18 protein-coding genes and 6 tRNA genes are annotated in these 24,927 nt (G+C 45.8%); 9 read left to right on the top strand and 15 right to left on the bottom strand.

Features of this window, described 5'->3' with window-relative positions:
• Positions 1-53 precede the first annotated feature (53 nt).
• Together BLW16_RS12485 and BLW16_RS12480 are read right to left on the bottom strand one after the other, a co-directional pair.
• Positions 54-491 (bottom strand): RrF2 family transcriptional regulator, encoded by a 438-nt coding sequence (locus tag BLW16_RS12485; protein ID WP_090557046.1) that lies wholly within the window; start codon positions 489-491, stop codon positions 54-56.
• A gap of 89 nt (positions 492-580) precedes the next feature.
• Positions 581-829 (bottom strand): hypothetical protein, encoded by a 249-nt coding sequence (locus BLW16_RS12480; RefSeq protein WP_090557044.1) that lies wholly within the window; start codon positions 827-829, stop codon positions 581-583.
• A gap of 251 nt (positions 830-1,080) precedes the next feature.
• Between BLW16_RS12480 and BLW16_RS12475 the strand changes: the two genes are divergently transcribed.
• On the top strand, positions 1,081-1,398 hold the full coding sequence (locus tag BLW16_RS12475; protein WP_090557290.1) for a hypothetical protein: 318 nt from the start codon (positions 1,081-1,083) through the stop codon (positions 1,396-1,398).
• Between the two features lie 85 nt (positions 1,399-1,483).
• Positions 1,484-2,812 (top strand): sigma-54-dependent transcriptional regulator, encoded by a 1,329-nt coding sequence (locus BLW16_RS12470; protein ID WP_090557042.1) that lies wholly within the window; start codon positions 1,484-1,486, stop codon positions 2,810-2,812.
• Between the two features lies 1 nt (position 2,813).
• Here BLW16_RS12470 and BLW16_RS12465 read toward each other — a convergent pair whose 3' ends face one another.
• From BLW16_RS12465 to BLW16_RS12455, 3 genes are read right to left on the bottom strand one after another with little or no spacing between them, the layout of a single operon-like run.
• Positions 2,814-5,417 (bottom strand): hybrid sensor histidine kinase/response regulator, encoded by a 2,604-nt coding sequence (locus BLW16_RS12465; protein ID WP_090557040.1) that lies wholly within the window; start codon positions 5,415-5,417, stop codon positions 2,814-2,816.
• 57 nt (positions 5,418-5,474) lie between these two features.
• The gene (locus BLW16_RS12460) at positions 5,475-6,074 is read right to left on the bottom strand and encodes an alpha-ketoglutarate-dependent dioxygenase AlkB family protein (protein WP_090557038.1); all 600 of its coding nucleotides are present in this window, start codon (positions 6,072-6,074) and stop codon (positions 5,475-5,477) included.
• A 3-nt stretch (positions 6,075-6,077) separates the two neighbouring features.
• Positions 6,078-6,932 carry a bifunctional helix-turn-helix domain-containing protein/methylated-DNA--[protein]-cysteine S-methyltransferase gene (locus BLW16_RS12455; RefSeq protein ID WP_090557036.1) on the bottom strand — a complete coding sequence of 285 codons (855 nt, stop codon included), beginning with the start codon at positions 6,930-6,932 and terminating at the stop codon, positions 6,078-6,080.
• Between the two features lie 115 nt (positions 6,933-7,047).
• On the opposite strand from BLW16_RS12455, the gene BLW16_RS12450 reads away from it, so the two are divergent.
• Complete coding sequence (locus BLW16_RS12450) at positions 7,048-7,593, top strand: NADPH-dependent FMN reductase (protein ID WP_090557034.1); 546 nt, start codon at positions 7,048-7,050, stop codon at positions 7,591-7,593.
• Positions 7,590-8,909, top strand: a complete 1,320-nt coding sequence (locus BLW16_RS12445; RefSeq protein WP_090557033.1) for a cobyrinic acid a,c-diamide synthase CobB — start codon at positions 7,590-7,592, stop codon at positions 8,907-8,909. The genes BLW16_RS12450 and BLW16_RS12445 overlap by 4 nt, the downstream gene beginning before the upstream one ends.
• Here the strand turns inward: BLW16_RS12445 and cobT are convergent.
• The 9 genes from cobT to BLW16_RS12395 all read right to left on the bottom strand — a co-directional run bounded on the left by cobT (position 8,906) and on the right by BLW16_RS12395 (position 18,384).
• Entirely contained in the window at positions 8,906-10,681 is a 1,776-nt protein-coding gene (gene cobT / locus BLW16_RS12440; protein ID WP_090557031.1) for a nicotinate-nucleotide--dimethylbenzimidazole phosphoribosyltransferase, read from the bottom strand. The two genes, BLW16_RS12445 and cobT, sit on opposite strands and share 4 nt — an antisense overlap.
• Positions 10,682-10,807: 126 nt before the next feature.
• Positions 10,808-12,841, bottom strand: coding sequence for a magnesium chelatase subunit D family protein (locus BLW16_RS12435; protein ID WP_090557029.1), 2,034 nt, complete (start codon positions 12,839-12,841; stop codon positions 10,808-10,810).
• A gap of 37 nt (positions 12,842-12,878) precedes the next feature.
• On the bottom strand, positions 12,879-17,153 hold the full coding sequence (cobN, locus tag BLW16_RS12430; RefSeq protein WP_217631565.1) for a cobaltochelatase subunit CobN: 4,275 nt from the start codon (positions 17,151-17,153) through the stop codon (positions 12,879-12,881).
• A gap of 581 nt (positions 17,154-17,734) precedes the next feature.
• Positions 17,735-17,806: transfer RNA gene (locus BLW16_RS12420), tRNA-Glu, on the bottom strand.
• Between the two features lie 41 nt (positions 17,807-17,847).
• A tRNA-Met gene (locus BLW16_RS12415) sits at positions 17,848-17,920 on the bottom strand.
• 41 nt (positions 17,921-17,961) lie between these two features.
• Positions 17,962-18,033, bottom strand: a tRNA-Glu gene (locus BLW16_RS12410).
• Positions 18,034-18,079: 46 nt separating this feature from the next.
• Positions 18,080-18,152, bottom strand: a tRNA-Met gene (locus BLW16_RS12405).
• A gap of 46 nt (positions 18,153-18,198) precedes the next feature.
• Positions 18,199-18,270 (bottom strand) — tRNA-Glu (locus BLW16_RS12400).
• A 41-nt stretch (positions 18,271-18,311) separates the two neighbouring features.
• Positions 18,312-18,384: transfer RNA gene (locus tag BLW16_RS12395), tRNA-Met, on the bottom strand.
• A gap of 110 nt (positions 18,385-18,494) precedes the next feature.
• On the opposite strand from BLW16_RS12395, the gene era reads away from it, so the two are divergent.
• Together era and der are read left to right on the top strand one after the other, a co-directional pair.
• Positions 18,495-19,373: a GTPase Era gene (era, locus tag BLW16_RS12390; protein WP_090557286.1), complete on the top strand. Its 879-nt coding sequence runs from the start codon at positions 18,495-18,497 to the stop codon at positions 19,371-19,373.
• A 44-nt stretch (positions 19,374-19,417) separates the two neighbouring features.
• The gene (der, locus tag BLW16_RS12385) at positions 19,418-20,719 is read left to right on the top strand and encodes a ribosome biogenesis GTPase Der (protein WP_090557025.1); all 1,302 of its coding nucleotides are present in this window, start codon (positions 19,418-19,420) and stop codon (positions 20,717-20,719) included.
• A gap of 12 nt (positions 20,720-20,731) precedes the next feature.
• Here the strand turns inward: der and BLW16_RS12380 are convergent, their stop codons facing one another.
• Positions 20,732-22,339: a S41 family peptidase gene (locus BLW16_RS12380; RefSeq protein WP_090557022.1), complete on the bottom strand. Its 1,608-nt coding sequence runs from the start codon at positions 22,337-22,339 to the stop codon at positions 20,732-20,734.
• Between the two features lie 275 nt (positions 22,340-22,614).
• Here BLW16_RS12380 and murQ point away from each other — a divergent pair, with 275 nt between their 5' ends.
• Genes murQ through BLW16_RS12365 form a run of 3 tightly spaced genes read left to right on the top strand, consistent with a single transcriptional unit; the run spans position 22,615 to position 24,806 of the window.
• Positions 22,615-23,421, top strand: coding sequence for an N-acetylmuramic acid 6-phosphate etherase (gene murQ, locus BLW16_RS12375; RefSeq protein ID WP_090557020.1), 807 nt, complete (start codon positions 22,615-22,617; stop codon positions 23,419-23,421).
• Between the two features lie 8 nt (positions 23,422-23,429).
• Positions 23,430-23,999, top strand: a complete 570-nt coding sequence (locus BLW16_RS12370) for a hypothetical protein (RefSeq protein ID WP_090557018.1) — start codon at positions 23,430-23,432, stop codon at positions 23,997-23,999.
• A gap of 54 nt (positions 24,000-24,053) precedes the next feature.
• Positions 24,054-24,806 carry a Bax inhibitor-1/YccA family protein gene (locus tag BLW16_RS12365; RefSeq protein ID WP_090557016.1) on the top strand — a complete coding sequence of 251 codons (753 nt, stop codon included), beginning with the start codon at positions 24,054-24,056 and terminating at the stop codon, positions 24,804-24,806.
• Positions 24,807-24,927 lie beyond the last annotated feature (121 nt).

Raw genomic sequence — 24,927 nt, 5'->3', positions numbered from 1 at the left:
AATAAGTCGTCTTTATTTTAAGATAAATTTATTTTTGCCCTGCACACCCTCTTTTACAACAGCAGATCGTCTGTATTTTCGCGGGCAATCACATCAGCCACGGAGGTTCTTGACAGCACCTGCAATGTTGCGTCCCTAACGTCAATAAATGTTTTTCTGATGCCGCAGGTTTTTTCGTCATGACATTCATCACATTTACGGTAGAATTTTAAACTTGCACAGGGAACCATCGCAATCGGGCCATCAGTTATCCTTAAAATATCTGCAAGGTAGATATCAGCAGCATTCTTGTTGAGGCTATATCCTCCGCCTGCACCCTTTTTACTGTACAGATAACCTGCATTACGCAGATCCAGTAATATCTGTTCCAGGAACTTTCTGGGTATCATCTCTTGCTCTGCCAATCTTACGATCTGCATTGGAGGATTTTCTACGTTTTTGCCTAAAGCCACCAGTGCTTTAATGGCATATTTTGTTTTCTTAGACAACATATTAAGTACAAAGCTAAGAAAAGATTTAGGTAATGATAAATGCTGGAGATTAATTCGGATTTACAATGCGCAACTGAGGCTTTATACGATTATTCTTTTAGGAATTCTTCGTAGAAATTGTCCGCCGCTTCGGTATCTGCAGAATCTTCATTTTTTACTGTTGCCAGCAGTGCTATTAATTTTTTCTCCAGCCGGTCATACTCAGCCCTGTGCTGTTCTGTTCTCTCCGGTGAATATTTATCAGGATCAACCACTGACGAGATTTTTGATTCTAAATATGAATTGTAAGTTTCGGCTGTTCTGTCCGCCAGGTCATAAAGGAGTTCTTTATAGGTCATAGTATTTCATTTTATAGATAATCATATAACGCTCATTTTATAGATAATCATATAACGCTTATCTGTTTGTTTTGTTCTAACAGAATTTTGCTTCGATTTAGGACACACTGTAGAGAAAGTCAGCACTAATTTCCAGCCCGGCAAACATAAAACATTGAATTAAAGATAAATGATCACTTTTGGCATACTGGCACCATTTTGAAACCTCTGATTGCAGAAATAACAACCATATTAAAATAAACGAACACCGTATGAAAAACTTCATTTTATCAGCCGCCATTTTAGCATTCGCAGGAGTATCCACAGTTAAAGCAAACGAAATCAAAACGCCGATTGCGGTTACATCAAACCTGGAACAGGATAGTTCTGCTAAAGTCCCTGTTAAACTCGAAGAATTGCCAGACCCGGTAAAAACTACTTTAAAAGCTGATGCCTATAAAGCATGGGTACCGACAGCAGCTTTTTTAATTACGAAGGCAGATAAATCAACCTTCTACCAGATCGATGTTAAAAAAGGAACTGAAGTAGCCTATTTACAACTAAGCAAAGAAGGTGCTGTGATGCAATAATAGAACTACATACACAAATATGACGATATAAAAGCGGGAAGTCATGCGGCTTTTGTATTTTTGCAATTATATCAAATCGGATACTATGGCGAAAATACTTATTATTGAAGATGATCTAACTTTCTCACAGCTGTTAGAGGGCTTTCTTAAGAAGCATGGCCATCAGCCATTTATTGTTCATGACGTCAGAAATTCCTATAAAATATTAGCACAGAATACCTTTGACCTGTTACTGGTAGACTACCGCCTGCCCGATGGCACTGGTCTGGAAGTACTTTCCCACGTGCGCGAAAAAGGATTCAACTATCCTGTAGTGATCATGACCAGTTTTAATGACGTACGCACTGCCGTTAAATCAATTCAGCTTGGCGCTATTGACTACATTACGAAACCTGTTAACCCTGATGAGCTGCTGATGATCATTGGCGGTGCCCTGGAGAAAAAAACAGAGAGCGGCAAAGAGGAATCCGTTAAACATGCTGATTTTATAAAAGGCAAAAGCTCAACAGCAGACAAACTGTATGCCCATATAGACCTGGTAGCGCCCACAGATATGTCGGTCATTATTCAGGGTGAAAGTGGTACAGGCAAAGAATATGCAGCCAGGACGCTGCATGCGCAAAGTAAACGCAGTGCCAAACCCTTTATAGCGATTGATTGCGGCGCACTTTCCAAAGATCTTGCTGCCAGTGAACTTTTTGGTCATGTGAAAGGCGCTTTTACAGGAGCCGTAAATGATAAAAAAGGTCAGTTCGAGACTGCAGAAGGCGGTACCCTTTTCCTGGATGAAGTAGGGAACCTGAGTTATGAAGTACAGGTAAAACTATTGAGGGCTTTACAGGAGCGGGTAATACAACCTGTCGGAAGTACCAAAAAAATCGCTGTTAATGTCCGCATTATTACCGCAACCAATGACGACCTGTTAAACAGCATACAAAACGGCGAATTTCGTGAGGACCTTTATCACCGGCTGAACGAATTTAAGATCCTGCTTCCCGCCCTGCGCGACCGTGGAAAAGACCTGGAGCTCTTTATAGATCATTTCATTAAGCTTTCGAATGCAGAGCTGGACAGAAATGTTCATAAACTCTCTCTCCCCGTAAAAGACCTGCTGCTGAACTATGACTGGCCCGGTAACCTGCGCGAACTTAAAAATGTGATCAAAAGAATGGTCTTGCTTACCCCAACGGATACTGCAGGCCTGGAATCACTTCCGGATGAGATGATCCTCTCTATTAAACACACACCGAAACCAATCGGATCTGACCTGAAGGCGATCAATGAGAGCAATGAAAAAACACTGATCATTGAAACCCTGATCAAAGTAAAATATAACAAGTCGAAGGCAGCCAAACTGCTGAACATCGACAGGAAAACGCTCTATTCCAAAATGGAGCGTTATGAAATCGAATAGATCATCCGATCTTCAAATCTACCAGCTGCATCAGCAGACGAAGTTTGCCGATGCAGCTTTTTAGTTTTTCCCGGTGGGCGGCAGCGATCTCAGACGCTTCGGAAAGTTCAATTTCCATCATCCTGAATTCCCCGGCAAGTTTAGCCGATCCCATCTGGGCGGTTCTGCCTGCAATCCTGTGCATGATCAGTCTTGACAAAGCCAAATCATCTGCCAGAATACCCTGTTTCAGTTCCTCCATATCGTTTTCACAATCATCCCTGAAGCGGTGCAGGATGCTGACCAGCAATTCCTGGTCCCCGAAAGTCATTTTTTCAACCATTGACGTATCCAGCACGATCTCTGAGGGACCATCATCCTCAGTTACTTCAGCAGTGGCATCCAGGCCGGGTACGGTTACCATACCCTCCTCTTCCCGGGCTGTCTCTGATTCAGCAATTGCGGCATCTTCTGCAGCCGTCTGTTGCTGTACTTCATCACTCCCGAAAACAGCCAGCAGATCGTTTTCCCTGAAAGGTTTCATAATCAGCCCGTCAAATCCCTGTCCGAGCACTGCTTCAAGTTCTTCAGGAAGCACTTGTGCTGTCATGGCATAGATCTTTACATCAGCCGGGATCCGCTCTCTCATCAAATGACACAGCTCAGTCCCCGAGATCTCAGGCATCCGCATATCCATTAACATATACTTTACTGCTGGATCCCATTCTGCTGCAAGTACTGCTGCCGGGGAATTGAAACATACATGAGGGATCTGTTTTTTATTGAAAATGATCTCACAGAGGTCAAGTATCAGCTGATCATCATCAACAACCCATATAGTGTCGCTGGTATTGAGCATTCTGGCAGGTACAGGCAATGCTTTCTCCACCTGCACCGCATCAGCCACCTTAAAGGTAAGGTAAACCGTAAATGTACTTCCTGAACCAGCTTTACTTTTTACATAGATACGGCCGTCCTGGTTTTCTACCAGAGATTTAATGATCGTTAATCCCAGTCCGGCACCAGCCTTGTTAATCACTTCTTTATCTGCAGAATCAATCTGCTCAAATTCGTTAAAGATCCTGTTGCTTTCTTCTTCGGTAAAGCCTATCCCCGTATCTTTGACCATGAATGTGAAATGCAGGTTTCCGAGCTGGCGTTTGTAATAAACGGTTAAAACTACCTCGCCTTTCTGGGTAAACTTAACAGCATTACTGAGCAGGTTGTAGAGGATCTGTTTCAACCTGAAGGCATCACCTTCAATAAATTCAATCCCATGCAGTTCTATTGCAGTGCGCATGGTCAGTTTTTTCTGCTCCGCCTGCGGTTTCATTACAGACACTACTTCATCTAAAAGTTCCCTGACATTAAATGCCTTGCGCTGAAAAGTGAATTTCCCGGAAATGATCCTGTTGTAATCCAGTATCTCGTTTACGATCTGCAGCAGGTGTTCTGAAGAATGATAGATCGCTTCAATATCCTTCAATTGAGGATGCTCCTGGTTCCTGATGATCTCGGCATAACCAATAATGGACTGGAGAGGCGTTCTGATCTCATGGCTCATATTGGAAAGAAACCGCTGTTTGGCCATTCCGTGATATTCAGCTTCGTCCCTCGCAGCCTCCAGCTCTTTTCTATACACGTTGCTTTTGGTGATATCTGTGAGAATCAGATAGAGCAGAATAACTGTTAACAGAAAAAACCCGATCATGATCCAGCTGATCCTGGCGATACCGGTATTCACCACCGCTTTTGCTTCTATACCATTTTGTTCGATCTGTGCAACCGCTTCAGCTTCTACTTTCCTTAAAATATCCAGCATCTGACGGGTTAAGGCCTCATTGGCATTGGCCAGCACGGCCTCTCTGTCTAAAAAACGTTCACTTTTCAGCCGCTGTTCGTTGGCAATGGTGCGGAGCGATTTCTCAAGGCCCTTTGCGATGATCGTTTCTCCGGATAGGGAGATCGTATCTCTTTTGATATTCTCTTCATTGGTTACCTGATAGGACTTGTTTGGTTGCAGCTCTTCACCTTTCTTCCCGAACAGCCTGTTGAAAAACCCCTTACGTTTTGCTTCATCCACAGGCAAAATAGTAACGGTTGAGGTCTTTTTCTCTGTGGTAACGATAGTGCTGTCCTGCTGTTGCGGAGGTCGGTTCACCAGTTCATTCAGCTTTTGGACTTCCTGATTGAACGATTCATTGTTTACCAATCCTTCACGTACTTTCAGGTAATTGACAAATTGTTTGTCCCTCGCCACCAGCAGCTTTTCTATCGACTTGATTCTGCTCAGCTGTTTAGGGTCTGTGCGGTACATCCCTCCAAGAGAATCCAGCAGCAGCCTGAGCTGTCTCGAATCCTTAAAAAAACGGCTGTACTTTCCGGGAGAACTAAAGGCCGAGGACCTCTGTTGCTGGTCCAGGCCTGCAACTTTCCTTGAAACCTGGTTCACCAGACGTAATTTGACGTTTGGTGTCGAGATCGTATCCACCGTATCCAACATCTCATTGAACGCGATCTTGCTTACTCCCCAGGCAAGAAAAAGAGCAAAGAAAGCAAGCACAAATCCAATAATGATCTTGCCTTTGGCATCGCCTAGAAAACTCTTTTGGGAAACATCTATCATTTGCAATATCGGGTAATGTACTGTAAAGATAACAATGATCGACTGAGTTTGTGTGGTTTAAATCATAGTCCGGAACGTCAGGTTGATTCTTGGCTGTGTAACTTTCGTCGTTTTCGGCAGGCCATGCAGCCAGTTGCTTTGCGTAGCGCCCTTCATCAGCAGCAAACTGCCGCTTTCCAGCAGCAGTGAAACAGCCTGCTTGCTAACCCTGTGTTTAAAAGCGAACTTCCGCTCTGCGCCAAAGCTTAAAGACGCAATGCCGGTGTTCTTGCCCAATGATTTCTCATCATCGCTATGCCATGCCATTCCTTCGCTGCCGTCGTGGTATAAATTGAGTAAACAGGAATTGAACTTTGTACCGGTTCTTTGTTCTGTCAGCTGTTTGAGGGCGAGCAGCTCCGGTGTCCATGCCAGGGCCTGCTTTGTGATATTGGAATAGGTATAGGAGAACTCCACATCACCATACCAGGCCACCTTTCTTTTTGTAATGATGTGCCGGCCAAAAATCACGGCCTCATCATTCTTCCAGGCAATCTGATCCAGCAATTTTATTAAATAATCATGCGCATCATCTGCCGGAAGTACTTTTCCATAATAATAAACCTCTCCGTCATAGGGTAGCAGGTTTGCGGGTTCTCCATTGTTAAATAAGTCCATTTTTTATACAATTTCTTTATTTTCTGCCTGAGCGGCCTCCCAGCCGATCATGGCCTGCTTACGGGTACTTCCCCAGTGGTACTGGCCAAATACGCCGGTAGATTGTATAATGCGGTGACAGGGAATCAAAAATGCCACCGGGTTTGCCCCAACTGCCGATCCTACCGCCCTTGACGCCGAAGAAAGACCTATGTTTGCAGCAATAGCGCCATACGTGCTGAGCCGTCCGGCCGGGATCCTCAGCAGCGTCTCCCACACCTTTAACTGGAAAGCCGTGCCCTTTAAATGCAGTTTAACCTGAGGCAGCTGCGACCAGTTCTGCGTAAAAATATCCAGCACATTCTGCTGTGCATCGTCAGCCCGCTGCTGATAGCCTGCATTAGGGAACTTCGACTTTAGTAAGGGCAGCGCAAGTTCTTCCTCTTCCGCGAAGGCGATATAACAGATCCCTTTTGTCGTAGAAGCTACCAGGATTTTTCCAAAAGGAGTATCCGTAAAACTATAGCTGATGGCCAGGTCTGCCCCTCCGTTTTTATATTCTCCGGGTGTCATGCCTTCAATATTGATAAAAAGATCGTGCAATCTCCCGGTACCGGAGAGCCCGGTTTCAAAAGCAGTTTCAAATAACGTTGCCTGGTGTTCCTTCAGCATTTTTTTTGCATACGCCAGCGTGAGGTACTGCAGGAATTTCTTCGGACTCACACCGGCCCATTCTGTAAACAGGCGCTGAAAGTGGAAAGGACTGAGGTTAACCTGTTCTGCTACCTCCTCCAAACCAGGCTGCCTTTTAAAATTACTGTTGATATAATCAATTGCTGATGCAATGCGGCTGAAGTTTGTTTCTTCCTGAATGTTCATGTTACAAGGATTTGCTCAACAAAAGTAAACAGGATATTCTCCGTTATCTACCCGATACTTGCGGAGTTGATGAATTATTTCATTCCTTACAAGGATTCCCGTTATCTTTGATGGTATGAATATAGCCATCATTTCCGGAAGTGCAAGACCTGAAAGACAGTCGCACCAGGTTGCTCTTGAAGTACAGCAACGTGTAAATAAACTAGGCTTATCCAGCTGGATCTGGGATATAAAAGAGTCAAATTTCCCCTTACTGGATTACACCTTCGGCGAACATCCGAATCCGGGAGAATCTTTAAAACAGGTGAAAGTACAACTTGACCAGACGGATGCTTTTATCATCGTTTCACCGGAGCATAACGGGAGTTATCCGGGTGCATTAAAAAACGCAATGGATTACTTTTACAAGGAGTATGTACACAAGGTATTTGGTATTGTGACGGTTTCTAACGGGGTTTTGGGTGGGATCAATGCACTGAAGAACTTGCAGCACTATGTGTTAAAAGTGAACGGCATAGTTTCTCCTGAATTTGTGATTACACCGGAAGTACAAACTCTTTTTAAGGACGGAATACTGACCGATGAGAAATATGGACACCGGACAGATGTCTTTTTAAAGCATTTCCTTGAACTGGCGGGGGCCCTTTCTGCAAACAAATGAAACCTCAGTTCTTAATTGCGGCTCCTCACAGCGGTGCCGGTAAAACTACCGTTACCCTGGGCATAATCAGGGCGCTGCGCAACCGGGGCCTCAAGGTTCAGCCTTTTAAATGCGGCCCGGACTACCTCGACCCCAAACTGCATACCATTGCATCAGGAAACGCCGGTATTAACCTGGACCGTTTCATGATGGATGATGCATACATCAGGGAATTATACAGCCTTTACGGCAGCCAGGCAGATATACTGGTCACTGAGGGTGTAATGGGTTTGTTTGACGGAGCGGTTAAGATGGAAGGCAGCAGTGCTGATCTGGCAGGCTTACTCCAAATTCCTATTATACTAATCGTGAATGCAAAAGCTATGGCATATTCTGTTGCCGCACTTTTGCTGGGTTTTAAGCTATTACGAACTGACATACATATCGCCGGGGTAATTTTCAATTTTGTAGAACATGAATCGCATTATCAGCTGCTCAAAGCGGCGGCAGAAGATGTTGGCATGACGGCTCTCGGTTTTCTGCCGAAAAATGAGGGAATGCAGATCCCCTCAAGACATCTGGGTTTAAAAACCGGCATGGAGATCAATCACGAAGCCATTATTGAGGAGGCCGCAGCGCACATCAGCAAACATATTGACCTGGATAGGCTGATGCGTATGACCACTGTTCTGTTTTCCGCGGCTCAGAATATACCTGCAGCCCCTTCAATTGACATAAAAATTAAAAGCACAAGGAAGATACTTGTAGCCCGCGATGAGGCATTCAACTTTCTTTATCCCGAAAACATCCGGGCATTAGCGGGGCTTGGAGAACTGAGTTATTTCAGCCCCCTGAACGATGCCGAACTGCCTGCGGCAGACCTGATCTATTTTCCCGGCGGCTACCCTGAGTTATACCTCGAAGCTTTGTCTTCCAACTCTGTACTGAAGGACAGCCTGAAGCGTTACCATGAGCAGGATGGCAGGTTCCTCGCAGAATGTGGCGGAATGATGTACCTCGGGCAATATATTGCGGATGAAAATGGCCGCCAGTTTCCAATGACAGGCATCTTACCCATTGCCACAGGAATGCAGCAAAAAAGACTTTCCCTGGGATATAAACGCGTAAATATCAACGGCACTGAACTTCTGGGCCATGAGTTTCACTACTCCCATTTTATAGAAACCCCAAAACAGGAAGACGATATCCGGGTATGGAATGCGAAGAATGAGATGCTGCAGACACCTGTTTTTAAAACCCGCCAGGTACTGGCCAGCTATCTCCATTTTTATTTTGGGAACAACATTCAGGCTATAGAAAAGCTTTTATTTGATTAAACCCTCAAATCTCCCCCGGTGCTCACATCCGCACTTTCAAAACTGGCCATATCATTCAAAAAATCGACCGCACTCTGAAGCAGCGGAAATGCAAGAGCACAGCCTGTACCCTCTCCAAGCCTTAAATTCAATTTTAATACTGCTGTTGCATCCAGCTGCGCAAGTAAAAGGCGGTGCCCCTGTTCGTCAGACTCGTGACAGAAGATCACATTGCTTTTCACAGCCGGATTCAGCTTGAATGCACACAGATAAGCCACTGTACAGATAAAACCGTCTACCAGGATCAGCATATTTCTATTTCTCGCCTCTAAAATTGCACCTGCAATCTGCATGATCTCGAATCCGCCAAAATGTGCCATCAGCGGCTTCAGTTCATAACTTCCCTGATAGCGGTCTATAGCCAGCTGCAGTATCTCCTGTTTTTTCTGCAATTGTTCACCGGTAACACCAGTGCCCTTCCCGACGCAGCCCTCCAAAGGGAGATCACACAACATGTGCATCAGGACAGATGCACTTGAAGTATTGCCAATTCCCATTTCACCAAAACCAACCGTATTACTGCCCCCCGCCTGAACTGCCGAAACCACTTCTGCCCCTTTTTGCAGACAAAGCTCCAGTTCATCTGCCGACATTGCCGGGCCATATAGAAAGGATTGAGTACCTTTCGCTATTTTATGAACGATCAGGTCTGCATTGGTGGCAAAATCATAATTCACGCCGGCATCAACAACCTTCAGGCTGATATGGTGCCGCCTGCAGAAAACATTAATCGCCGCGCCCCCTCCAAGAAAATTATTCACCATTTGCCGGGTCACTTCCTGCGGATAAGCACTCACTCCATGATGGGCAATGCCGTGATCGGCGGCAAATACGATCAGCTGGGGATCTTTAATCTCCGGTGTCAGGCTTCCGAGCACTTCACCGATCTGCAGCGCCAGGTCTTCGAGCATACCCAGTGAGCCCAACGGTTTCGTTTTACAGTCAATAACAGCTCTCAGCTGTGCCGAAATTTTTATTTGACCCGGTACTGCATTTTCACTGCTGCCAGGAGTAAATACGGGACTTACCTCAGGTACCGCATTTCCGCTGTTCACAGGGCTATATACTGCATCTATTTCGGTGACAATGGGTGCTGCAGATTTGTTTTTCCAGCCCAGCTGCTGCAGCATAGGCTGGTTTTCATAATCTGTTGCCGGCCTGCCAACACAGAAATAACCCAGGGGTTCAATTTCATCCGGCAAATTCAATATTTTCTTAAACTGATGATAATTCAGTATGGATACCCAGCCCATGGAATACTCCTGTTCTGTCAGTGAAAGCCAGATATTCTGTATCGCACAAACTGCACTTGACCGGATGGTATCGTTACTGGCAATGGTGCCAATCGTAAATTCATCTAAAACTGAGCGGTCATAACACACTACTAAACCCAACGGCGCATCCGTAATGCCTTCCAGTTTCAAAGCCTGGTAGGCTGATTTCTGCGGTTCTGTTTCGATCAGCTGCTCAGCCTTATGGTTATAGGCGTCAAAAAGCTGTTTTACTGCTTTTTTAACTTCGCCAGACCGGATAATATAATAACGCGTGGCATCCGTGAGGCCTACTGAGGGCGCCATATGCCCGGCATTCAGTGCTTTTTCCAAAACAGCGTCGGGCACAGGCTCATTCGTAAAATGCCGGGTATCACGTCTCAATTTTAACAGGTCTTCTAACATATTTTTTCTCTTATCGAAGAATGTGTAAGCATTTAACTTAACGCACCGGATTATCATCTTCCTGCAAATCTCCCCGCCGGTCTTCAGGATGCAACTATTAACAAAACGTAAAATTAACAAGAAATATCTGCGAACGGCAATCCTCAGCCGGCAAAGTCCTGATTAAAAACAATGACGGGAGTATTACAGCAACTGGCTGACAATAGGCGTCAGGTTTTCCGGAGAAACTTCATGCAGCGACATATATTTCGCATCCATGGCTACTGCCAGTTCTTCAGCTTTGTTCAGGTTAAAGAAACCGGATGCTGTGTTTAAGACCAGCGACCGGATTTTCATATCTTTCAGTTGCCCGGCTAAAGCAAGTGTCTGATCCCATGGATCACCCTCAGCTTCCAGCGCAACATTGGCTTTCCCGTCGGTTAAAATAATCAGTATAGGGTGATAATCTTTGCTGAACTGCCTTGCTACAGCTACGGCTGTCTGCAGGGCATGGGGCAATGGCGTCCGCCCCCCTGTAGGCAAGCTCCGCATTGCCTCTTCAGCAAATTCAATGTTTTGCGTAGGATGCAGCAGCACCTGTGCAGCTATTCCCCGAAAAGCAATGACACCAACGGTATCCCTCTTCTGATAGGCATCCTTCAGCAAATGAAGCACTGTTCCCTTTACCGCCTCCATCCGTTTACTTGCAGCCATGGAGCCTGAAGCATCCACTACAAACAGGATGAGGTTGCTCATTTTAGCCTTGCGCTGCTTCTGGTGGAGGTCGGCCATGGTAATATCCAGCTCAGCAGGATTTCGCTGCAGCGCATGGAGCACCGTTGCATCTACCGCGATGTGTGCCGCATTTTTTACCGGTTCAGGACGGATATATGCGCCTCTTTTTGTATCAGGGACGGCACTTCGTTTACCCGGCTGTTCTGATCTGCTGTTCAATCCTTCAATCAGGGGCAGCACTACAGGCATACCTGGCTCAAAGACCTGTTCGCCTGCATGATCTTCTCCATTACCGTTTTCCGGTGAAGCATTCCCAGTTGAAGGACTTTCATTAGCGGGCTGACTTTCACTTTCATTAGCAGAAGGACTTTCGTTTGCTGAGCCACTATCATTGACAGAGGAACCTTCACTGAAGGAAGAGTTTCTTTCGTCTGAACCCTGCTTCTCTTTCACATCCTGTCCTGCAGAATTTCGGGGAGAATGCTGGGTAGAAGGTGGCGTCTCCGGCGGCGACTGATCCGCCGGTGAACGTTTCTGCTGGGACGCTGATGACTGCATCGGGCTTCTCCTGCTGCGGTGCGCCAGGGCCAGTATGGCCGCTTCCCGGACATCCTCAGCAGTAACTGCTGTCCGCTGATCCAGTGCAGCCAGCGTTACCGCAGTTTTATACATGACGATATCTGCCCTGAGGCTTTTTACTCCTAAACCAGTCGTAAGTTCACTGATCAGGGTCAGCAGGTCGTCATGCAGTTGTACGGCGGGCAACAATTGTTTCGCCTTCAGCAACCGTTGCTGCAAATCAGCCTGGCTGGCTTCCCATCGCTGAACAAAAGATGCAGGATCATTTTCATAAGCAATCCTCCGTCGCACCACCTCCGTTCTTTCTATTACCTCTTCAGGAGCTTCCACATTCACCATCAGGCCAAACCTGTCCAGAAATTGCGGGCGCAGCTGCCCTTCTTCCGGGTTCATCGTCCCGATCAGTGTAAAGCGGGAAGGATGGCTAAGCGATAAGCCTTCTCTTTCTATCATATTCTCGCCCATTGCGGCAACGTCCAGCAATACGTCTACCAGGTGGTCCGGCAGTAAATTCACTTCATCAATGTAAAGGATACCCTGATGGACAGCAGCCAGCAGACCTGGCTGAAATTTCTTTTTCTTCTCTGTAAGGATACCTTCCAGGTCAAGACTGCCGATCACCCTTTCTTCCGTTGCACCCACAGGCAAGTTCACAAAGGGCACCTGCACCTGCTGCAATGTTCTTTCAGCCTGTTGACAGGCCTCACAGATTTCCAGAGGAAGGTGTTCAGCACAGTTGAACCGACAATGTGCAATTTTCACTATCGGGGGCACTATCTTGGCAAGTGCGCGGGCGGCTGTACTTTTCGCCGTCCCTTTATCTCCCTGGATCAGCAGGCCGCCAATGCCCGGATTGATTGCACATAACAGCAAAGCCTTTTTAAGTTTTTCCTGCCCTACTATTGCTGTAAACGGATAATTCATAGGATAAATATGTTAATATGCCCGGAAAACCGGGCTGTTAAACTTCGTTACGTTCTTCCAGTAAGGCTTCACTTTTCAGGTAAAGCTGCTTCAGGGCTTCCAGCGTTTCTGCCGGAGCGGCCCACATCTCACGCTGTACCGCTTCCAGAAGACGTTCAGTGATCGCATGTAATGCCCATGGGTTGTTTTTGGCAAAAAACTCCTGCATCTCTTCATTTAATGCGTATGTTTCAGCCAGTTGCCGGTACATCCAATCATCCATCACCTGGGCTGTGGCGTCATAACCAAATATATAATCTACCGTGGTAGTGAGTTCCAGCCCTCCTTTATACCCATGTTTCTTTATACTTTCCAGCCATTTGGGGTTCACTACCCTGGAGCGGAAAACACGCAGTACTTCTTCCTTTAAGTCCCTTACCACTGCCCTGTCCGGATTCTGGGTATCCCCAAAGTAACTTTTAGGCTGCTTACCTGTCAGACTCCGGATAGAGGCGATCATGCCCCCGTGGAACTGCAGGTAATCATCACTGTCAAAAATATCGTGCTCCCTGTTATCCTGGTTATGCAATGCCACTTCCACGATAGAAAGCCTTTTTTTAAACTCTTCCCTAGCATCTACACCATCAGTGCTTCTTCCATAGGCATAACCGCCCCAATTGATGTAGGTAGTGGCGAAATCAGCATCAGAATGCCAGTTCTTTTCCTGTACAAGCTCTAGAATTCCTGCACCATAACTTCCCGGAGGGGAACCAAAGATGCGGTAAGCTGCCTTCTCTTCGGCCTGTTCCAGGGAAAGGTCTTCCGCCTGAAGAACAGCCAGGTCATCCAGGAAATGTTTTCTTAAAAAGTTATTTTCTGTGGGTTCGTCTTCCGCGCTGATGACCATTTGCACTGCCTCATCAATCAGGTCGATCAGATGGGGAAAGGCGTCCCGGAAAAACCCGCTGATACGGGTGGTCACATCGATCCGCGGGCGATTCAGTTCTTCGGCAGGGATCAGTTCCAGCCCAATTACCCTCCTGCTTTCTGCCTGCCACAGGGGCCTTACACCCAGCAAAGCCAGAATTTCGGCCACGTCATCACCCTGAGTACGCATGGCACTGGTTCCCCAGATGCTGATGGCCACACTTTCCGGGTAAAAACCCTTTTCTTTCAGGTGGCGTTCCAATACTTCGTTCGCCAGCTGCTGCCCTACTTTCCAGGCTGCCTGTGAAGGCAATGCCCTTGGGTCAACACTATAAAAATTGCGCCCCGTTGGCAATATATGCGCCATTCCGCGTGTGGGCGCTCCACTTGGGCCGGCAGGAATATATCCGCCGGACAGCCCGTGTAAAAGATTACTGATTTCATCATAGGTTTGCGCCAGATTAGGCAGCAGCAGCTCACACACGTAAGTCAGCACCTGAATGATGCCTGCGTCTTCAGGAGTTGCGGTGCCAAAGGTTTCGCGGAATACCTGCTGTACAGCTTCCGGTTTAAAATGATATTTATACAGCAGCTGCAGGAGGTGATTGCCGAGCTCCTCTATCACTTCAAGGGCATCGGCGGCTGTGACCACCGGCCTGCCCGCCAATATGGTGAACAGTTCCGGAACATGTGAAAGGCGTTGTCCTTTCCGGTCTAGTAATTCATTGAGATCAAATCCAAAAAGAGCAGCGATCTGTGGAGGAAGACCCGGAACGCCTATATTGGAAAGCCGGGTGAGCGACTGTAGCATATCTGTCAGCGCAGTTCCCTCCGGTGCCTGGCCAAGGATATGCAGACCATTGCGGATCTGCGCGGCGCCTAACTCACACAGGTAGCCATCAATGTCTTCAATTAAATGCGCGATATCCTTGCCATCCATCTCGGTGATACTCACAGGAACACCATCAGGGGTCATTTCATCATCCCATTCATGTTTGTGATCGCCATGGTCACGCTGCAGCATGACAGACAGGTCTTTATCCAGGTTCGTCTGTTTGATCAGCGTCCAGATCTGATGCTGCAGCAGCGGAAGTTTCGAGGGGTCCAGTGTTTCCACCTGGTAGTATTCATCCACCAGCTGGGTCAGCATGGCCAGTTCGCCATAGCTGTCTGCCGAGGTCATAGCCGGGGTCAGGTGGTCTACAACAACAGCATGGGCACGGCGTTTTGCCTGCGAGCCTTCACCGGGATCATTGATGATAAAGGGATAGAAAAGCGGCAGATCTGCAAGAAAAGCATCCGGAAAGCAGTTCTCTGAAAGACCTATGCTTTTTCCCGGCAGCCATTCCAGCGTGCCGTGTTTGCCCACATGTACGATCGCATCGGCACCCCATTCATTACGCAGCCATTTGTAAAAAGCGTGGTAATGATGCGTTGGCGGCAGGTCGGGCTGATGATAAATCGCATCGGGGTCTATCCCATAACCGCGCGGCGGCTGAAGGGCAACCATGACGTTCCCGAATTCAAGACCGGCAAGTGCAATGTGGTCACCATGTATATATGATTTTCCGGGAGCAGGCCCCCATTGTTTATCCATTTTCTTCTGCAAGGCTTCCGGTAGCTCCTTAAACCAGGTATGATACTGATCGAAGGGCACCTGTCCTACGGCATCTGCCAGTTGCTGCGGGGTCAGGTAAGTTTCATCATAGGAACACCTGCTGATCAGCTCGTGGATCAGCTCAGTACCTGAGGCAGGCAGGTGATCTATAACATACCCCTCTGCCTGCATGGCCTGCAGGATAACCATCAGAGATGCCGGTGAGTCCAGTCCTACGGCATTTCCGATCTGCGAGGCTTTGGTACTTGAATTGGTAAAAACAAAAGCAATTTTTTTCACCCTGTTGGGTAAATGTTTCAGGCGGGAAAAACGTACTGCCAGTCCGGCTACCCTGTCTACACGGTCTTCCAGCGCCTCATATCCGCTGGCATCTTTTCCCTTTTCCTTAAATGAAACGGGTACGGTAATGATGCGTCCGTCAAACTCAGGGATGGCCACATTCATTGCGGTATCCAGCGGATTCAGGCCACGGCTGGAAGATTCCCAGGAGCCACGGCCCATGCCGCTGGTAATTGCCTGCAGAATGGGAACATCCAGTTTACTCAGTATATTTTCGGCAGACACCGCTGCATTGCCTCCCTGCATGGCGAAAGAAACGGTATTGATCAGTACATCAATACGAACATGTGTGCCGTCCATAAAGAAACGGAACGCAGAAGGCCACTCTGAATCTTTATACACAGCTTTTAAAGAGGCCGTAAATACAGGGAGGGCATTTAAATTTTTATCTTCGAGGGACCTTACCAATGCGTCAATAAACGCGGTATTGCCACTCATATAATGAGCACGGTAAAACGTGATCCCTATCGTTGCCCATGCGGCATTTCTATGTTGCTGCCAATCCTCAATAGTTGCATTTTCAGGAAGGTCGGGATGATAGATACCGTGTTGCGACAATATAATTGGGGCATCAAATCCAAAGCCGGTCATCAGCAGGCGGTCAGAAAGATAATGCAGCAGGGATAACATGTTCAGTTGCCCCCCGGCGTCCAGGTAATCCAGCGTTTCCTGCAGTATATCCGGCGGGACGGTAGATACAGCAGCATATTCGGGGTTAAAATCGCTCGTTCCGCTAACGATGATCAGGTGCTGGCCCTGTTTTTTCACGCGGCTTACCAGTTCACTGAACCCGGGAATAGTACTTGGGCGTCCTAATATACGGAGAATGATAATTTTTGCTCCTGCTATTTCCCTGTCCAGCAGTTGCGCCATATGGGCCTCGCTTTTTACGGCGAGCAGGTTTATTCCGAGCGTCTGGGGGAAATCTTCGGGAAGAAACTGCAATGCCCGGTGTAAACTGAGCAAGTCTGTATCTGCATGGGAAAGAAATACAATGCCTTCCTTAGCCTGATCAGGAGGAGCTGAAAGCGAAGGCGCCTCAGTACCTTTCCAGGTATAAAACTGAAAAACGTATTCGCTGAGTTCTGCCGGCGGAACCTGAAAACCATCTGCAGCAACCATACTGTCAATATAATCAAATATGGCTTTTACCTGCCAGTCGCTGTTCACAGAATGGAACCAGACAGAGTGTCCGTCAAAAAGAAGGGTAACAACATTTGCCAGCGTACAGGGGCCCAAACAACCGCCTTTGGTCATATGTACCACATTCCGCAATTTACGGCGGAGCCATTCACTTTTGTACAGGTCTACCGGTACCGCAGCAAATCCCCTGTCGGTCCTGCCACAGCAGCAGGCATTATAACAATATGATAAATGCCCTCTTCTCTGAACCAGGTTAATGGCCTTTCCGTCTGCTCGTGTAACCCGCTGCCTTTTCATCTCACCCATTGTTCCTGTAAATGTTAAAACTTAAATACAATTGAGATTGCGCTCTGTCAAAAGTATTAAGAATTTTTATCATTTATCCGAACAAAACCAGTAGTTTGGGTGATCAGGAAATTTGCGGTAAGGTTTGATGTAATGAACATGTTTTCATAAAGGTTAGTTTCTAATAATGTTCAATATAAACGCAGGCTACGGCCTGCGACCTTCTTTCCCTGTAACGGAATGGGTTTATGCTACAAATTTACAAGGCTTAAACTGCCCTGAATTGTCTGCATCAAACCAACACTTGACTAATTCAAACCTTCCCCGAAATCATATATTGTTTTTACATTACTTTGTATTCGTTGTGTTTATAGGTGTCGTCAAACCAAATTGGCAGGGGGTTGGAATAAGAAAAAGGTATTCCAGCCCCCTGCCAGTGGTAATCCAATGACGGCACAACATACGGGAAATATAAAGCAATACACAAACTGGCACAAAACCACGAAAAAAACCTTTTCAGGAAAAATAAAACCACAAAAAAAAGCCGTCTTGCAATTGCTGCAAAGACGGCTTCATTTTCTACGATTTAAAATCGGTTTTTGTAGCCCGTAGGGGAATCGAACCCCTATTTCCAGAATGAAAATCTGGCGTCCTAACCGGTAGACGAACGGGCCTTTTCAAAGCGACTCACCTTTGCAGGTGCTGCTTCTCCAGGTAGCGGGGACCAGACTCGAACTGATGACCTTCGGGTTATGAGCCCGACGAGCTACCAACTGCTCCACCCCGCACTATATTTTTATTTCAAGCCATTCCACCTGTCGGTTTCAAGTAGCCCGTAGGGGAATCGAACCCCTGTTACCAGAATGAAAATCTGGCGTCCTCACCCCTAGACGAACGGGCCATTAAATTAAAGCGTTTAACCTTTGCAAGTTAAACGCTCTTCCAGGTAGCGGGGACCAGACTCGAACTGATGACCTTCGGGTTATGAGCCCGACGAGCTACCAACTGCTCCACCCCGCACTATGTCTTTAATGAGAAACGCCAGCGTGCAACTAGCGTTTCTGTGTAGCCCGTAGGGGAATCGAACCCCTATTTCCAGAATGAAAATCTGGCGTCCTAACCGGTAGACGAACGGGCCTTTTCAAAGCGACTCACCTTCGCAGGTGCTGCTTCTCCAGGTAGCGGGGACCAGACTCGAACTGATGACCTTCGGGTTATGAGCCCGACGAGCTACCAACTGCTCCACCCCGCACTTTATATCAGTTTAAAACGGTGAAAGAATTAATCTTCCTTTGTTTTAAATTGGTCTGCAAAGATATATTTCGTTTCTTTGCAATGCAAATTTATTTTAAAAAATATTCGATGTCGCATAAAGCAGGTTTTGTAAGCATAATAGGTAAGCCAAATGTTGGTAAATCTACCCTAATGAATGCCCTGGTAGGGGAAAAACTATCGATCATCACTCCGAAGGCCCAGACTACCCGTCACCGTATCCTGGGAATTGTGAATGAAGAAAATTACCAGATCGTTTTTTCTGACACTCCCGGCATCATAAAACCGCGCTACGGACTGCAGGATTCCATGATGAATTTTGTGAAAGGCGCATTGAGTGATGCAGACCTGCTGCTGTTTGTTACAGACGTAAATGAGCAGCATGATGAAAATGATGTGCTCGAGAAAATCATCAACAGTACTATTCCGATGATCGTCCTGATCAACAAGATCGACGGTGCTACACAGGAACAGGTAGATGAGAAACAGGCCTACTGGCAGGAGCTCTTAAAACCCATGCATATCTATGCAATATCCGCACTCCATAAATACAACCTGGAAGGAATACTGGAAAAGGTGCTCGAATATCTTCCTGAACATCCCGCGTATTATGACAAGGAAGAACTGACCGATAAAAACCAGCGTTTCTTTGTTTCCGAGATCATCAGGGAAAAGATCTTCAATAACTACCAGAAAGAAATCCCCTACAGTACTGAAGTGGTCATCACCTCTTTCAAGGAAGAAGAGAAGATCACCAGGATCAGTGCCGAGATCATCGTGGAGCGCGACTCCCAAAAGAACATCCTGATCGGTAAAGGCGGCTCTATGCTGAAAAAAGTTGGTACCGAAGCCCGTAAGGATATTGAGCGGTTCCTGGACCAGAAAGTGTTCCTGGAAACCTTCGTAAAAGTGCTTCCGGACTGGCGCAGTAAAAAGAACTATTTAAAAAGTTTCGGGTACGAAAATTAAACCTACCTTTGCAACCCCTTAATAATTAATACAATTCACAACACATGGCTAATATTATAGCAATCGTCGGAAGACCAAACGTAGGCAAATCTACCCTTTTTAACCGCTTAACTGAGAGTCGTAAAGCTATTGTTGATGACTTCAGCGGTGTAACACGCGATCGTCACTATGGCGTTGCCGAGTGGACTGACAAACAATTTACTGTGATCGATACCGGTGGTTATGTAGCAAATTCAGAAGATGTTTTTGAAGCAGCCATCCGTGAACAAGTCGTCATCGCAATCGAAGAAGCCTCAGTTATCCTGTTTATGGTTGATGTGATCACCGGAATAACAGACCTGGATGATGAAATCGCACAACTGCTGCGCAGAAGTAAAAAACCTGTTTTTATTGTCGTAAATAAAGTAGACAATACCTCTCTTGAAAATGATGCGGCTGTATTTTATGGCTTTGGGCTCGGAGAAATCTATTCGATCTCCTCGATGACCGGATCTGGTACCGGCGACCTGCTGGACGAGGTGATCTCGCACTTTGAAGACGTTCCGCTCGAAGAGAACGGATTACCAAAATTAACTATTGTAGGACGGCCAAACGTAGGTAAATCTTCCCTGATCAATGCCCTGATGGGCCAGGAGAGAAACATTGTTACGCCTATCGCCGGAACTACCCGTGATTCTATCCATATCCACTACAACCAATTCGGACATGAGTTCATGTTCATCGATACTGCCGGTCTGCGTAAAAAGACTAAAGTAAAAGAGAACATCGAATTTTATTCGGTTATGCGTACCATTAAGGCGCTTGAAGAGGCTGACGTAGTCATCCTGATGATAGACGCCATGGAAGGCCTCGAAGCGCAGGACGTGAATATTTTCCACCTTGCTGAGAAGAACAAAAAAGGTATTGTAATCCTGGTGAACAAATGGGACCTGGTAGAGAAAGACAACAAAACAATGAAAGCTTTCGAAGAACAGATCCGTCAGAAACTTCAGCCCTTCACCGACGTGCCGATCGTATTCACTTCAGTACTCAACAAACAGCGTATCTTCAAGGCAGTAGAAACAGCCCTGGAAGTGTTTAAAAACAGAGGTAAAAAGGTTCCAACCTCAAAACTGAATGACGTGATGCTGCCAATCATTGAGAAGTATCCGCCACCGGCACTGAAAGGAAAGTATATCAAAGTAAAATATGTTACGCAGATCAATGCTTCATCACCGATGTTCGCTTTCTTCTGTAACCTGCCCCAGTATATCAAGGAGCCGTACAAACGTTTTATTGAGAATAAACTCCGTGAGAATTTTGATTTCAACGGTGTACCGATACAGATTTATTTCAGACAGAAATAATAAAAGATAAGGTTATTGCAGGCTTGAAAGAGCCTGCTTTACCATATTATCATTCAGGTTCAAAGCCCTGTAATAACCCGCATCCCCCAGGTGATACCTGTAAAGCAATGCTTTAAGATCATTGCAGACCACAGGTTTCGAAGCAATCAGCTGCTTATAGTCTATCACAATGTTCTTGGATTGCACATACCTCACAAAGTCTTTGTAGTCTGCCTCGCTAATGGTAAAAGTTGGCAGGTTCTGTTCGAGGTATGCCGAAGTATAACGGTTGGCAAGCACATCGAACACATAATCAAATAGTACTTTCTTATCCATCAGCAGGCTGTAAAACTTATTGATCCCGGCAGTGTCCATCTTCACATAGATATCAGGCTGTATACCGCCGCCTGCAAACACCCGTTTTCCTGAACCGGTGGTATAGGCCAGGTTTTTCTGCATACTGTCCCTCGAGGCAAGAGGGCTTTCAGTCAGTTCGCCATCATTAAAGCGTTCTTCTATCTCATTCTGGTAAGCGGTATATCCTCTCTTGTATGATTTTTGAATACTTCGGCCCAGTGGCGTATAGTACCTGGCAATGGTTAAATTTAAAGCAGAACCGTCACCAAAAGGAAATTGCTCCTGTACAAGTCCTTTTCCAAAAGAACGGCGCCCAATGATGATGCCCCTGTCCAGGTCCTGTACTGCACCGGCAAGGATCTCGCTCGCAGAAGCAGAGTTCTCATTAATGAGAACCGCCAGTTTACCATCCTCAAATTCTCCGCCGCCAGTCGCAATATAATCTGTACGCGGTTCATGTTTCCCTTCCGTATAAACGATCAGTTTATTCTCCGGAAGGATCTGGTTGGCCAGGCTGGTGGCGGCTGTCAGATAGCCTCCCCCATTGTCGCGAAGATCGAGGATCAGCTTTTTCATACCGGCCGACTTTAAACTTTTTACTGATTCCACAAAATCCCTGTCCGTATTGGCGCCGAATTCACTGATCCGGATATATCCTGCATCTGCATTGATCATGTAGGCTGCATCAATGCTGCTCACATTTACGCGTCCGCGTTTGATGGCCATTGTAACCGGGTGCGCGGAGCCCGGGTGCAGAATCAGCAGCTGTACTGCCGTTCCCCGTTTACCTTTGATCTTTCCGATCATCTGCTCTCTCGGCAAATGTTTACCACTCACAAAAAAGCTGTCGATCTTTAATATTTTATCTCCCAGTTTAAGTCCCGCCAATGCAGCAGGCCCGTCTTTAAAAACACTGGTTACCAGAAGTGTATCTTTCAATATATAATATTCTATCCCGATCCCTTCAAAATTGCCTTCCAGTAAGTCAGACTGCTCGCTCAGCTTAACAGGTGGAAGATAAACACTATGAGGATCCAGCTGATGTAATAAACTGTCGATTTCCAGGTGGCTCAGCGTATCTGCGTCAATCTCATCCACATAATTGCGGTTGATCAGGTTGATGATCTCATCCACTTTTTCCGAATTGTTGTCGGCAAACTGAACATTACGCTGAAAGGTGAAACCCTGGTCCCGTAAAAACTTGTACCCCAGGAACATGCCACCTATTAATGTAACAGAATAAGTAAGTGCAATGAGAAGATTTTTTCGGGTAGTCGGTTTCATGTTCAGCAATTGTACAAAGCTATAAAATTAGGTTGTCAATTAACTATCTAACGGGCTCAGATTTATTATTGTTTGATCTATTTTTTTATTCTTTCTTTTATTTGTTCAAATTTCACCATTCAAAAGAAATTGACGATTTTTATCAAACCATATCTGCTTACAGATACGTAAAAATTAACAGTAAGGCTCTGGATCTGAAAAATAAGAATAGTTGAAGCTGATCGTAAAAGCTCCATCAGAATAAGAGGAATTAAAAAATTAATGAAACACAAATTATGATACGTGTAACCGAACAAGAGTCGAAGTACAATAATATAGACCAGATGGAAGTGCTTGATATTCTTAAGGGCATAAACAATGAGGACAAAACGGTCCCGCTGGCCGTGGAAAAATGTCTTCCACAGATAGAAAAACTTTCTCTGGCCATTACCGAAAGGATGAAAAGCGGCGGCAGGTTGTTCTACATCGGTGCAGGAACAAGCGGACGCCTGGGCGTAGTAGATGCATCGGAATGCCCGCCAACCTTCGGTGTTCCTTTTGATGAGGTAGTAGGGATCATTGCCGGTGGTGATAAGGCGATCAGAAGGGCTGTGGAAAATGCCGAAGATGATGACCGGCAGGCCTGGATTGACCTTCAGGAATTTGATATCAATTCAAAAGACAGCCTGATCGGCCTTGCCGCTTCAGGAACGACCCCTTATGTGATCGGAGGATTATTAAAAGCCAGGGAAAACGGTATTTTAACCGGATGTATCGTATGCAATGAAGGAGGGCCGATCGCAGCAGCAAGTGATTTTCCTGTGGAAGTAGTGGTTGGCCCCGAATTTTTAACAGGATCTACACGAATGAAATCAGGTACTGCACAAAAACTGGTATTGAACATGCTGAGTACTACAGTGATGATTAAACTGGGCCGCGTAAAAGGCAATAAAATGGTCGATATGCAGTTAACAAATCATAAGCTGGTAGACAGAGGTACTCAAATGGTAATGAACGAACTGAAGATCGATTATCAGAAAGCCGAAGATTTACTGATCCGCTACGGAAGCGTGAGAAAGGCTGTTGAAGCCAGTACTAAATAATATCTGCTATGCATGAAATAGAACCTTATTACCGCTGGCGGGACGATTATATTGCCGCAGAAGATCCCCGCTCGCCATTTTTCAATACGGAATATTCAGAGTTTTATTTCGACAAACAACTGTACAATTACCTGATCCACCCGCAATGGGACGATTTTGGTTCGAATACACTTTATATCAAAGTTCTCTTTGTAGATTATGACTACAATTATGCGATCATAGAATTTATAGGGGAATGGAATGATGCCATCTCCAATGATATCATGATGCTCAAAAGGGAGATCCTGGAACTGATGATTGATGAAGGAATCAATAAATTTATCCTGATAGGAGAAAATATCCTGAACTTTCATTCTTCTGAAGACAGTTACTATGAAGAGTGGTTCCAGGATGTGGAAGACGGATGGATTACAGGCATTAACTTTAACCCGCATGTGATCGAAGAGTTCAGGAGCAGCAACATTGACTATTATATCAATTTTGGCGGCGAGCTGGACGATTTGGCATGGAGAACATTAAAACCACTCCAGATATTTCGTAAAGTTGAAGAAATTCTGACAAAAAGACTCGGGGCATAAATTTTGCATATAATATAACATATTACGCGTATATTTAATTAAAATTTTAAAAAAATGGATAACAACAATAATTATAACTGGTCAGAAAAATCAGTTTTTGTAGAGAACCAGACAGGAACCGTTGCAAAAAAATTCTTTGCAAGTGTGTTTTTATGGATGTTCGTTGCCTTAGGCATATCTACACTTGCTGCTGTTTACATGGCAAATAGCCCTGAAATGCTGAATTACCTGCTAAGCCAGGAAACCGGCAGACTTTCAACTTTAGGTTATGTGGTCATGTTTGCACCGGTAGGACTGGTACTTTTAATGAGCGCCGGTTTGAGTAAGCTTTCTTATGCAGCCTTATTGGGTACATTTATTCTGTATTCAGTATTAACAGGAGTAAGTTTGAGCTTTATTTTACTGATTTATGCATCAGGATCTGTGATCGGATGTTTTGCTGCTGCTGCCGGTATATTCGGCTTAATGGCTGTCCTTGGATACACCACCAACACTGATTTAACTAAATTCGGCCCGATCCTGATGGTGGGTGTGATCGGCCTGGTAATTGCAAGTGTGATCAATATGTTCCTGAAAAGCCCTGGTTTTGACTATATCATGAGTTTCTTTGGTGTAGCCATCTTCACTGCATTAACTGCATATGACGTACAAAAGTTAAAACGCATCGGTGCCGGTATTGAAGAGAACGGCGATGCTATTGCTGCTGATGACTCAAAAAAATTAGCCATCATGGGCGCATTGTCATTATATCTTGACTTTATCAATATCTTCCTGTTTCTGTTAAGGATATTTGGAGGAAGAAAATAATATTCAGTGTAATAGGTAAAAAGAGGCTGATCGGCCTCTTTTTTTTTTGCTTTATAGTGATCACAAACCATATGCACCCCCAGCCTGCATCACCCTGTACAGGGAGAGAAACGTAGCATCC

This window comes from Pedobacter hartonius, from assembly GCF_900107535.1.
Taxonomy (GTDB): Bacteria; Bacteroidota; Bacteroidia; order Sphingobacteriales; family Sphingobacteriaceae; genus Pedobacter; species Pedobacter hartonius.
Note: the sequence above shows the minus strand (reverse complement) of the source record. Positions and strands in the feature narration are given on the sequence as shown.